At 32.4% G+C, this 13353-nt stretch carries 8 protein-coding genes and 2 tRNA genes; all 10 read right to left on the bottom strand.

The window, feature by feature from the left end; genetic code table 11:
- Positions 1-7: 7 nt before the first annotated feature.
- A complete protein-coding gene (gene pheS, locus ACWOBP_RS01015; RefSeq protein WP_455337077.1) occupies positions 8-1030 on the bottom strand; it encodes a phenylalanine--tRNA ligase subunit alpha in 1023 nt (340 codons plus the stop codon).
- A gap of 483 nt (positions 1031-1513) precedes the next feature.
- Entirely contained in the window at positions 1514-3226 is a 1713-nt protein-coding gene (ptsP, locus tag ACWOBP_RS01010; protein ID WP_455337076.1) for a phosphoenolpyruvate--protein phosphotransferase, read from the bottom strand.
- 1 nt (position 3227) lies between these two features.
- Entirely contained in the window at positions 3228-3491 is a 264-nt protein-coding gene (locus tag ACWOBP_RS01005; RefSeq protein WP_003145399.1) for a phosphocarrier protein HPr, read from the bottom strand.
- A gap of 335 nt (positions 3492-3826) precedes the next feature.
- Positions 3827-4591: an epoxyqueuosine reductase QueH gene (locus tag ACWOBP_RS01000; RefSeq protein ID WP_455337075.1), complete on the bottom strand. Its 765-nt coding sequence runs from the start codon at positions 4589-4591 to the stop codon at positions 3827-3829.
- Positions 4592-4761: 170 nt separating this feature from the next.
- A complete protein-coding gene (gene ruvB / locus ACWOBP_RS00995; RefSeq protein WP_455337074.1) occupies positions 4762-5763 on the bottom strand; it encodes a Holliday junction branch migration DNA helicase RuvB in 1002 nt (333 codons plus the stop codon).
- Between the two features lie 19 nt (positions 5764-5782).
- On the bottom strand, positions 5783-6364 hold the full coding sequence (ruvA, locus tag ACWOBP_RS00990) for a Holliday junction branch migration protein RuvA (protein WP_455337073.1): 582 nt from the start codon (positions 6362-6364) through the stop codon (positions 5783-5785).
- Between the two features lie 136 nt (positions 6365-6500).
- A complete protein-coding gene (locus ACWOBP_RS00985; protein ID WP_455337072.1) occupies positions 6501-7388 on the bottom strand; it encodes a phosphate/phosphite/phosphonate ABC transporter substrate-binding protein in 888 nt (295 codons plus the stop codon).
- A gap of 239 nt (positions 7389-7627) precedes the next feature.
- Positions 7628-7701 (bottom strand) — tRNA-Cys (locus tag ACWOBP_RS00980).
- A 19-nt stretch (positions 7702-7720) separates the two neighbouring features.
- Positions 7721-7796: transfer RNA gene (locus ACWOBP_RS00975), tRNA-His, on the bottom strand.
- A 126-nt stretch (positions 7797-7922) separates the two neighbouring features.
- Positions 7923-13226 carry a S8 family serine peptidase gene (locus ACWOBP_RS00970; RefSeq protein WP_455337071.1) on the bottom strand — a complete coding sequence of 1768 codons (5304 nt, stop codon included), beginning with the start codon at positions 13224-13226 and terminating at the stop codon, positions 7923-7925.
- Between the last annotated feature and the right edge of the window lie 127 nt (positions 13227-13353).

Genomic DNA, 13353 nt, shown 5'->3' with positions numbered 1-13353 from the left:
CCTCCTATTAATCGTTTCTATCACTATTGAATTGTTGTAAGAATCTTACGTCGTTTGTGTAGAAACTTCTAATATCGCTAATACCATATTTTAACATTGCAACACGTTCTGGCCCCATACCAAACGCGAATCCAGAGTATACTTCTGGGTCAAAACCAGCCATTTTAAGAACGTTAGGGTGAACCATCCCAGCTCCTAAAATTTCAAGCCATTTAATGTTTTCCTCATCATCTTCATTACCCCAAGATACATCAACTTCTACTGAAGGTTCAGTGAACGGGAAGAAACTTGGACGTAAACGAATTTTTTTATTTTCTCCGAATACAGCTTTAATAAAGTGTTCTAAAGTACCTTTTAAATCACTAAATGTAATATTTTTATCTACCACTAATCCTTCAATTTGAGTAAATTGGTGAGAGTGAGTAGCATCATCATTATCACGACGGAATACTTTACCAGGACAAATAATCTTGATAGGTCCTTCTCCATTAGCTTTCAACATTTCACGAGCTTGAACAGGTGAAGTTTGTGTTCTCATTAATAATTCATTTGTAATATAGAATGAGTCTTGCATATCACGAGCTGGGTGATCTTTAGGTAAGTTTAACATTTCAAAGTTAAACTTATCCGTTTCTACCTCAGGTCCTTCTGCAACTGAATACCCCATAGAAATAAAGATTTCTTCAATCTCTTCAATAATTTTATTTAATGGATTAATTCCACCTAATTCAACTTTTTTGCTAGGTAGAGTAACATCAATATCCTCACTAGCTAATTTTAACTCTAATGCAGCTTTAGCTAATTCAGCTTTTTTCTCTTCTAAACTATCATTAATGAAAGTTTTAACCTCATTAACAAGTTTCCCAAATGTAGGTCTTTCTTCTGGTGATAAATCACGTGCACCCTTCATAACTTCTGTTAATGCACCTTTTTTCCCTAAAAATTTAACTCTTAGGTCATAAAGTTCTTTTTCATCTTTAATTGTTTTAACTAATTCTAAATATTCTTTTCTTATATTCTCTAAAGTCATAAGTTCCTCCTTAAAAATTTAATATAAAGACATTGCTATGAGTTCTATTATTTATCCAAAATAAAAAGCCCCTCAAGACTTAGTCTCAAGGGACGAATATATCGCGGTACCACCCATATTTTAAAGCATAATCGCTTCCTTAATAAAAGTTGATAACGGGTACCACCCGATTGTACTCATAGTCTACTTATACAATTACTCATAAGCTGAAAATATATTCTCAGTTCATACAACTCTTTCAGTCACGAAGTTGCTCCCTGTTAAAAACATCCAATATACCGTCTTAATCATCGTTTTTTGAAAAATTTATACTTAAAATGATAATACAAATATTCCCGAATGTCAACAGATATGGCTATTCGAATAATAAATTTCTTCCTGTTTTTGTATTTTCAACCCTACAAAATTATAATTATCTTATTCGCAAAAACTTTACTTAGCGTAAAATAAGACTTCCGATTTTCATCAGAAGTCTTATAATAATTATTTAGTATATTCTGCAACTAATGCTAATACTTCTTCAGTTGTTGAACACATAATAGCTTTATCAACTAATTCTTTCATCTTATCTAGTGATAAGTTTTTGATTTGACTACGTGCTTGAAGAATTGAAGTAGCTGACATAGAGAACTCATCTAATCCCATACCTAATAGTAATGGAATAGCTAAACTGTCTCCAGCCATTTCTCCACACATTCCAGTCCATTTACCTTCTTTGTGAGATGCTTCAATAACATTTTTCACAAGACGTAAGATTGCTGGGTTGTATGGTTGGTATAAGTATGATACTTTTTCACTCATACGGTCTGCTGCCATAGTGTATTGAACTAAGTCATTAGTACCGATTGAGAAGAAGTCTACTTCTTTAGCAAAGATATCAGCGATAACAGCAGTTGATGGAATTTCAACCATGATACCTAATTCGATATCGTTACTTACTGCAACACCTTCTGCTACAAGTTTTTCTTTTTCTTCTAAGAATAATGCTTTAGCAGCTCTAAATTCTTGAACTGTAGCGATCATTGGGAACATTACACAAAGTTTACCATAAACAGATGCACGTAATAATGCTCTAAGTTGAGTTCTGAATAAGTCTTTTTCTTCTAGGCAAAGACGAATTGCTCTAAATCCTAAGAATGGATTCATTTCTTTTGGTAAATCTAAGTATGGTAATTCTTTATCTCCACCGATATCTAAAGTACGAACTACAACAGGTCTGTCACCCATTCCTTCTAATACAGCTTTGTAAGCTTCGAACTGTTCTTCTTCAGTTGGTAGTTGATCACGTCCCATGTATAGGAATTCTGTACGGTATAAACCTACAGCTTCTCCACCATTGTTATTAACACCTTCTAAGTCAGCCGGCGTACCAATGTTAGCAGCTAAAAGTACTTCGTGACCATCTTTAGTAACAGATTTTTCTGAAACTAATTTAGCCCATTCAGCTTTTTGTTCTTCAAATTTAACGTGTTTTTCTTTTAATTCAGCTGCAGTAGCTTCATCTGGATTTACATATACAACACCATCTAATCCATCAAGAATAAGTACATCTCCATTCTTAACTTCTTCAGTAATTGTACTAGTTCCTACTACTGCAGGAATTTCTAAAGATCTAGCCATGATAGCTGAGTGAGAAGTACGTCCTCCAATGTTTGTAGCAAAACCTTTAACATATTGTTTGTTAAGTTGCGCAGTATCAGATGGAGTTAAGTCTTCTGCAATAACGATAACTTCTTCATCGATTAAGCTTGGGTTTGGTAAGTCTACACCTAGTAAGTGTGCTAAAATACGTTTAGAAACGTCACGAATATCAGCAGCACGTTCTTTCATGTAGTCATTGTCCATTGATTCAAACATTGAAACAAACATATCTGAAGTTTCTTTTAATGCATATTCAGCGTTAATTTCTTTTGATTGAATATCAGTTTTAACAGTCCCCATAAATTCTGGGTCTTCTAAAATTAATAAGTGAGCTTCGAAAATAGCTGCTTTATCAGCACCTAAGTTTTCGTGAGCTTTATCTTTAATGATTGTTAATTCTTTTTTAGAAATTTCAATCGCATCTTCAAAACGTTTAACCTCAGCAACAACATCTTGAACTTTAACTTCTTTAACTGTTAAGTTTGGCTCAACAAAAATGTATGCTTTAGCAAAAGATATCCCTTGAGAGGCTGCAATACCTTTTAGTTGTAACATTTTATGCTAATCCTTCTTTCTTCATTGTTTCTTCTAATGCTGCTAATGCTTCTGCTTCGTCAGCTCCGTCAGCGTAAATTACGATATCAGCGTCTTTTCCAACTCCAAGACTCATAACACCCATAATTGATTTTAAGTTAACTTTACGTCCGTTGAATTCTAATTCAATGTTTGATTGGAATTTAGATGCAGCTTGTACTAATAAAGTAGCTGGTCTAGCGTGGATTCCTGTTTCATCGATAACTTTAAATTCTTTTTGTAACATAGTCATGTCTCCTTTTATTTAAAAAAATATTTACATTCAAATAATAACACATGAAAGCAATATTTACAAGTATTTTATACTTATTCTATACTAAGATTAGTGCTTATTCTATAACAAAGAAAACAGTTTCTTATCTATGTAGTAAGCATTTACTACTCTTCTATTGAAAATAACGTGAAAACATTTTTTTCAGTGTTAACTAGCTTTTCAACCTGAAAATCATAAAAAAGTATCTGTCACATGGGAAGTAACGATACTTTTTTTATATTATTCATTTTAATTAAATTTAAAATTATTATGTTTTTATTTATATACTGTAAACCTATTTATTAAAATTAAACCAATTCTCCACCAAGCTTAATTATAGATTTAAATTTCTCATAATCCTCATGATTTCTATTGAAGTCACGAGCGTTTTTATTTACTTCTTTAAAATCAATACCTTGGTCTTTAGCGGCAAATACACATCCACAGTAACATTGTCTATATATATTATAGTCATTACACATTTCTACAGATCTTCTATAACCGTTATTCTTTTTAAAATCTGACGGTAGATAATATATTGAAACTTGTTCCTGAAGAACATATCCGGCTTCATTTATTACAGTAGCATTTTTCTTCGGACTTAGAGTCAAAGCAGAAGCGAAATAATCATACCCTAACTCCTCAGCCTTTTGTGCAGAAGAGTCTAAACGCATTTCATAACAAATATGACATCTATCTCCTCCTTCTCTATCCTCCTCATGTCCTTTTACCGCACTAATAAATTTACTCGGTGCATATTCATCCGCTAAAAATTTAATTTTCTTATCATTCCTCTTATTAAATTCTTCAACGAAATCTTTTTGTACTAACATACGTTTTATATATTCTTCTTTTGGATGAATATTTGAATTAGAAAAGAATATAGTAATGTCACTAATCTCAGATAAATACTCTAGTACATATGTACTACAAGGAGCACAACAAGAGTGTATTAAGATTTTAGGACGAAAATTAGTCTTTTCCCATTCTTTTATAAGTTCTTTTAAGACATTATCATAATTAATCTTTTGATTTTTATGCCTTGTGTTTATAAATTGTTTACTATCAATCATACGAATTCAATCCTTCTAAAATTTCTAATAATTTACTAAACAAGTTTAATACACTTTTTAATATTTTACAATTAAAATAATTACTAATTAAAAAAGATTATCAATAAAAAACACGAGTTTTATGATTCATAACTTAATACAATCTGCTTTCGTAAAACTCATGTTTCTTTTTATTCACCTTTATAACTGATTCCTAGATGTTGGTATGCTTTAGGAGTTGCGCGACGTCCTCTAGGAGTTCGCTCAATAAATCCTTCTTTCACTAAGTACGGTTCATATACATCCTCAATAGTTATACTCTCTTCTCCTATAGTAACAGCGATCGTTTCTAATCCAACAGCTCTACCATCATAACGTTTTATTAAACACTCTAAGATTTTATAGTCTATATTATCAAGTCCTTTAGCATCAACTTGAAGTAAATCTAAAGATTCAGTTGCTAAATCTTTAGCTATTACACCATCATTTTTAACTTGTGCAAAGTCTCTAACACGTTTTAACAACCTGTTTGCAATACGAGGTGTCCCACGAGATCTCATAGCAATTTCATAGGAACTCTCTTCATCAATATCACATTCAAAAATATCAGATGTTCTTTCTATAATATTTTGCAGTTCAGAAATAGTATAAAATTCCAAACGACAATGTACACCGAATCTATCTCGCAAAGGTGCTGTTAATGCTCCTGCTCTTGTCGTTGCTCCTACTAATGTAAATGGAGGAAGTTCAATTCTAATGCTACGTGACTCTTCACCTTTCCCTATAACAATATCAAGATAAAAGTCTTCCATGGCAGAATATAATATCTCTTCAATAGATCTACTTATTCTATGAATCTCATCGATAAAAAGAACATCACCCGGTTCAAGACTAGTTAATATAGCAGCTAAATCTCCAGATTTCTCTATTGCAGGCCCTGAAGTATATTTAATCCCCACTTCCATCTCGTTAGCAATAATTGTCGCAAGTGTAGTCTTCCCTAATCCAGGAGGTCCGTATAGTAAGCAATGATCTAGAACTTCACCACGAAGTTTTGCAGCTTCTATAAATATTTTCAAATTACTTTTTATCTGTTCTTGTCCTATATACTGACTAAGAAACTTCGGTCTTAAAGACTGTTCCTCACGCTCTTCACCAAAATTTTGGCTTGCAGATACCATTCTATCTTCCATAATTTCCTCCTTTCATCAATTATGCATTCATTAATAATTTTAATCCTTGTTTTACATATTCATCAACCCCAGAAAAATCGAATGCCGATAATTTTTTCTCGATTTTTGCTAATTCTTTTTTACTATATCCTAGGGCTTCCAACGCTAACATTGCATCACTTAGATAATTATTAACTGCAGTTGGCGCACTACTGATATTAGTCATACTAAAATCAACCTTACCTTGTAGATCAAGAATAATTTGCTGAGCCGATTTTTTCCCAATCCCCGGAAACTTCGTTAAATATTTTACATCTTGATTCTCGATAGCTCCAATAATTTCTTCACTAGTTCCTCCAGCTAATATAGCTAAAGCACTCTTAGGTCCTACGCCTTTTACCTTCAATAATAGTAAAAATACTTTTTTCTGATCTTTATTAGAAAATCCATAAAGTATATTAGAATCTTCTCTTACCTGTTGACTTATAAAAACAATTTTTTCTTCATTCAATTGATATTCATATGGATTAGCAACAACTACCTCATAGCCTATTCCATTATTATCTACAACGATATTGGTCGGGTTTATTTCTGAAATTTTTCCTTTAATATATGCGTACATTACATTCACACTCCTGATTGATTATTTAATTATAAAATTAAACGTAAAAAATCTCAAGTGTTTTATTTAATCAAAATAATTACTTACATAATAAACAGAAAAAAACTTGGCACATAATGTACCAAGTTCATAATTTCTATTTTACTTTATCTAAATCAACATTCATAACTTTTGCAGTTGCTTCTACTTTTTTATATGCATCTTGATCCACATCAGTAAATCCAGTAATACTGAACATTTTTGTGAATAATTCTTTCATTTTTGGATCATTTTCAACATCACGAAGAGCTTTTTCTAATTTCTCTTGCAACTCTTTATCCATCTTACTAGAAGCTGTAACCATAACACCAGGAATCATATCACTAGTTGCTAATTTTTGAATATCAGTTTTTGCTTGCGGAAAATCTTTTGCATATCTATCTTCCACTCCATCAAATGTAGCAATTACATCAACATCTTTGTTAAGCAGTAGTTGTAAACTCTTATCGTGTCCACCACTAAATTGATAACTAATATCTTTATCTAAGTTAAGACCTGCTTCAACCAACATAGCACCTGGATAAATATATCCTGATGAAGATGAAGGATCTACGAATGCTACTTTTTTACCTTTGACATCTTGTAGTGATTTAATACCAGAATCTTTTCTTACATATAACTCAGCAGTATATCCAGGTTTTCCTGTTTTACCTTTAGATGTTAGTATAGGTTTTGCACTACTTTGTTTTTGAGCAAGTAAAGATGAAAATGGAGGAATAATACCAAAATCAACACTTCCACTACCTAAACCTTCAACCACACCAATATAGTTACTAGCTGTGAAAGCTTCTACTTTTACTCCTAATCTTTCAGAAAGGTAATCAGAGATTGGTTTAAGATCTTCAACAAGTTTCTCACTATTTTTCAAAGGAACAAATCCCATTTTAATAACTTTTTCTTCTTTTTTCGTTTCAGTCTTCGCAGTACATCCTACAATAGAGAAGACAAAAATAAAACTAAATAACGCCAATAATATTTTCCTCATATTATTTCCTCCTCGGTATTAAAAAATAAATTTGATATAATTTTAACATAAAAAAAACAATATATCTAGCTTTTAAAAAGAAATAATAATAATTTTCAATGTAAAATTTACACATTATTAAAATAATGTTCGGTAATTACCTATAAATTTTCGAATATTTTAATAATATGAGAAAGATATATAATACAAACCGTAATTTAGGCATAAAAAAAACACCTTATAAAAAGATGATTAAAAATTGGAGGCGGCTACCGGATTTGAACCGGTGATCAAGGTTTTGCAGACCCGTGCCTTACCACTTGGCTAAGCCGCCTTAAGATATTAAATTTTAATGGGGCGGCTGAGGGGAATCGAACCCCCGAATGTCGGAACCACAATCCGATGCGTTAACCACTTCGCCACAGCCGCCATATTTAACAACAATATTTATTATACATTTTTCATCAAATTATGTCAAGAACTTTTTTAATAATTTTCAAATAAAGAAATAATTCCCTTTAACTCAATCGTTAAAGAGAATTATTTAGTAATTTATTATTTAGTATTTTTTCTTCTTAGTACGTATACTAAACAAATTAATGCAAGTCCTACAAAAGTTGTAGGTAAAGCTAATGTTCCTGTTTTAGCTAATAGAGAATCAGATTTACCAACAGTTCCAAGATTTACTTGAGAATTATTTGCTACCATTCCTTGATTTTTAGCTACATCTGCTAAACCAACACTTACTTTATCTTTATCCTTGTCTTTCTTAAATACATCGCCAAGTAATGTTGATAATTTAGATTTTTCTTTATTTACTTTTTCTGATACTTTTTTAAGAGTTTCTAATGCATTATTTACTTCATCTTGTTTTGCATTCGCATTAGATAGAACTAAGATAGCTGTTTTAAGCGCTTCTCTATATTCTTTCTTAACTTCTTCATCTGCTTCTTTAAAGCTGTCTTGTGATGTAAGGTCTCCATTTTTCTCAACCTCAGCCGCAAGCTCTTTTTTATCTACACTTGGTACTTCTGCTTTTGGTTGTTCAACTTTACCAGTATATTCTTTTGGTACTTCTACCTTCTCTGGTTCTACTATCGCTCCTGCTTGCACTCCTGTGTATTCTCTTGGTGCTTCTACCTTCTCTGGTCCTACTATCGCTCCTGCTTGCACTCCTGTGTATTCTTTTGGTGCTTCTACCTTCTCTGATTCTACTATCGCTCCTGCTTGCACTCCTGTATATTCTTTTGGCGCTTCTACCTTCTCTGATTCTACTATCGCTCCTGCTTGCACTCCTGTATATTCTTTTGGCGCTTCTACCTTCTCTGGTTCTACTATCGCTCCTGCTTGCACTCCTGTGTATTCTTTTGGTGCTTCTACCTTCTCTGGTTCTACTATCGCTCCTGCTTGCACTCCTGTATATTCTTTTGGCGCTTCTACTTTCACCGGTTCACCTTTTGCCTCTTGAGGTTTAACACCAGTAAGTTTAGAGATAGCTGCATTTAACTCTTCAACAGCTTTATTTACTTCTTCTTGTGTTGCATGTTCATCTTCCAATAGTTGTTTAGCTTTATTAATTGCTTTATTATATGCCTCTTTAGCATCTAATGAAGCATACTCATACTTATCACTATCTGTTGTAGCTTTGAAATTATCAGAAGCTAGTTTCAATTGACTCTTATCTACTTTAACCTCTTCTTTAGGTGCATTTTTCTCTACAAGAGCCACAAAATTACTAAATCCATCTACTGTAAATACGAATTTACCATCAACTACTTCACCATTAACCGGTTCAATTGTTCCATCTTTTTTCTCATGACCAAATTTCGCTGGCATTTTATCTAATGATAAAGTAACTTTTCTAGTTCCATCAACTTCAACAACTTTATTATTTCTATCTTCTAAATGAATATCATAAAATACTACATCATATTTAGATAAATCAATCTTACTATCAGTTAACTGTTTAAGTATTTTTTCCTTACTAGCTTTTTCTACATCTCCAACTACAAGTTTATAATCATTATAAAGTTTAGCTTCATCAAACTCAACTGTTGCTGGTGTAGTTGCGCCTTCAACAGTTATTACGCTAGCTACTTTTTGAGCAACACTTAATTGTAACTCTTTTGTATTACGACCGTTTCCTACTACAAGTTCAAAATTATTTTCAGAAGCTCTATATCCCTCAGGTAATACTACTTCAACAGTATACTTACCATTATTTAATCGTTTTTGGAATTCTTTTTCACTGTATAGACTTCTCGATAATTCTGTTTTTTCACCTTGTTCATTTGTGACAAATACTTTTGCTCCAGCAGGTATAACTTTATCAAACTTAATTATTGTCGTATTTCTCTTTTGTTCTTCGAATGTGAATTCTACCGTTTTAGTTGAATCATCTTTAGTAATTTCAAAAGCAACTTCTTTAGGACTAGTTAATTTAAGAGCTTCATCAGTTAAAACTACTTGTACAGTATATTTACCATATGGCAGAGCTGTTAGGTTCTTACCATTCTTTGTAAAGTCTTCTCCAACTAACTCACCTTTTTCATTTTTTATAGCATATCTTACGTTAGTAGAATAATCCCCTGTTCCATCTTTAGCTGTAGTTTTAACTTCTACAGTACCTTTTTCAGTATTTTGAACTTTTGAAATTCCAACACTATCTTTGTTCCCTGCAAAGTCACCCACTTCATAAGTAAATTTATCTAGAGATACTTTTTCTGGAAGAGTGAATGTACCATCTATATTTGGTTCTACTTCCACTTCTTTTTCAACAGTTTTACCATCTTTACCTTTTTTAGTCACTTTATAGCTTAATTTCTTATAAAGTACTCCACTTCCGTTTTCTTTTACAGCATATGGTTTAAATGTTCTAGTTTTTTCGTCATAAACTCCACCTGTACCAACAATTTGCGGTGCAACTCTATCTAGTGTAACGTTAAACGCTGTTTCTTGCATTTTCGCACCTGTTGCAACAGGACTATAGCTAATAACATACTGATATTCACCATCTGGTAATGGATTTCCATCCTTATCTTGCCCTTTCCAATTTGTTTCAGTAACTAATACAGCTTTTTTATTTGTAGCCTTATTGTGGAAGAAGTTCTTTTTACCAGATACATTACCATTTTCATATAATGGATTTTTGCGTTCAACATCATCTTTAGCATAAACTGATAATTTAAGATTCTCATAGTTTCTTAAGAATGTTGCTTTAAATCCAATCTCATCATGTTGTCTATCACCATTTGGAGAAAATGCTAATTTACCAAAATAATTAGACTTAGTCTTAGGATTATTGTACTCACCTAAAACTTTTATACTCTTTTCTTCACCATTTACATCAACAGTAACTAATGAAGTAAAGTTATTTTTATCATCACGTTCTGTTGTATTAGGTTTATAGTAATAGAATGGTTTTTCATTTCCTTTAAATTCATATATAGGTTTTTCTACTACAGGCAGATTTTGGAACTCTCCTTTAAAACCAACATATGGGATTCCAGCAACTGCTGTATTCGTATCTTTTGGATCAAAGAATCTTACAAATCCTTCAAGATAATAACCATTTGGCATTTGACCTTCTAACTCATTTCTAAATTGCGTAGCATCAACTGTGATAGTAACTGTTTTTTCCCCTTTTGCAGGAACAACTACAGTTTCTCCTCCACTACTTTCTGATAACTGTCTTGGTTTAAGCGTAATTTGTCCATTTTCCACTCCATCAGTATTTAAATAAGACTTATAAACAAGTTCTTTGGGTTTATCTGATAAGTTATGTAGTACTACATTAAACTTAAATGTATCTTGTACATTACCAAGAGAAATACTTCCATAGTCATTGTCTCCAGTTACATATAAATCACCAAAAGCTGCTTTAGATACATCAATAACCCCAGCACCTTGTTGTCTAGGTGATGTAAATGCTTTTGTTTCATTATTATAATTTGGAATCGCAGTACTCATTAGTAGGTGTTTAATTAATTTTTGTAATTCTTCACCTTGTAGGTCTGGATATCTTTCTTGGAATACTTGTCTCATTAAAGATACAGCACCAGCTACGTGAGGTGAAGCCATACTTGTACCACTATCTAATCCGTATGTTCCGTTATTAAATGATGAATAAACGTCACCACCAGGTGCCGTAACATCTGGCTTGAACAGCCCATCTCCAGTTACTCCCCAACTTGTAAAATCAGCAAGTTGATTTGCTTGTGGATGAGGCCTCTTACTAAAATGCCCAGTGAATTTTAATTTGTAATAATCCGGATATGTCGCTAATAAATTACCGAATTTATATCCAACGAACACTACAGGGAAATCACTATCGTAATTATTTAATGCAACGTTAAGTAACTCTTCTCCACCTTCTTTAGTATTGTACAAAATAGCTCCGGCAGCTCCTGCTTTTTTAGCAGCTGCTACTTTATCCGCAAAGGTATTTCCACCTCCACGCATCATCACTGCAATCTTTCCTTTTACATCTTGATTTTTAAAATCATTTTCTAAACCATATCCAGCATTAAAGTATGAGTACTCAGTTTTCGGATCAAATCTTTTAGCAAATGGTCTTATTGTAGCTTCACCATTATCCCATTCTTCATTTCCTTCTAATCCAACAACAGTCATTACTTCAGTATTCATAACACTGTTGTTTATAGCTGCTACAGCTATTGAATCAGGAGTTACAGATGGTGTTCCGATTAATCCATAATCTGGGTTCGACGCACTTGGTTTACTCTGACCATTTCCAAATACATTATCATTACCAGCTGCAACTACAACATTGACTCCCGCTTTTTTAGCAAGTGCAATTGCATCAATAGTACCTTGTCCAACTTCTGTTACTGCTCCTGCAGTAGCCCCTAGACTCATATTAATAGAATCAGCTCCCAATTTAACAGCATCTTCTATAGCTTTAACATATAAAAATGTACTAGTTTTTGCTCCACCTTGTTTATCAGAAAAAACTCTCATAAAGATTAATTGCGATTCTGGAGCGACACCTGCTACATACTCATTGTTCGGAGCTTTTTTCGTTGGATTACCTACTGAAGTACCAACAACATGCATACCGTGAGATTTATCTTTTTTCTCTTTTAAGTTATTATCCCAATCGTAGTAGTTAAATGCATAAATCAGTTTATCACTATACCATTTACCATAATCGATTCCAGCTTTTTCCTTTACAGCTTCTAGTTCCGCTTTATTTTTATATTTAGCTTTACTAGCATCAGTTAAATGTAAAATATCATGATTAGGATCTAGACCTGAGTCAATAACCGCTACGACTCTTCCTTGACCTTTATAGCCTTTATCCCAAAGACCTTGAACACCGATAATTCTATTACTATCGATAACAGTGTTTTTTAAAGCAGTATCATCTTCATCATTTTTAGTCGTAGTTTCAGGAACCTCATAGTCGACACTCACTTCAACACTGTTTACAAAATCCATTGCTTGAATTTTTTTAGCATCAGCATATGAAGTTTCTAGAGAAAATCCGTTTAAAAGCGTATCATATTCAAATAGAACTTTATAATCAACACCTTTATCCTTAATTTCTTTTAGTGCTTTTTCACGTGGTTCTTTAGTACTTTTCTCACGTTCTTTTCTTCCTTCTTCAGTTTTCAACGAATTAGGATCTACTTTGTCCTCTTTTAAAGAAACAATAATTTTAACTTTGTCCTCATCTTTAAAAGTATGTGCGGAAGTATTAGATACCGAATCAGCCTTTCCATTCTCTTCAGCATATACCCAATTTTTCTGTAAATTATTAAAATCCATTACATGTAGATTAGTCAGTAGTAATGTAGCTGTTACAAATGATACAGCAGTTTTTTTTCTAAATTGCATTATTCCTCTCCTTTTTTTTAAGTTTATTTTAATTACATTTCTCTATTTAAACATATATTGTCTGTAAAATCAATAGATTTTTCTGTTTAATTATTAAAAGAAAAAGAAAAAACCTAGTTTCCTAAGT

The sequence above is a fragment of the Gemella parahaemolysans genome, from assembly GCF_053758945.1.
The sequence above is the reverse complement of the archived record's forward strand: the minus strand, read 5'-3'. Positions and strand labels throughout refer to the sequence as shown.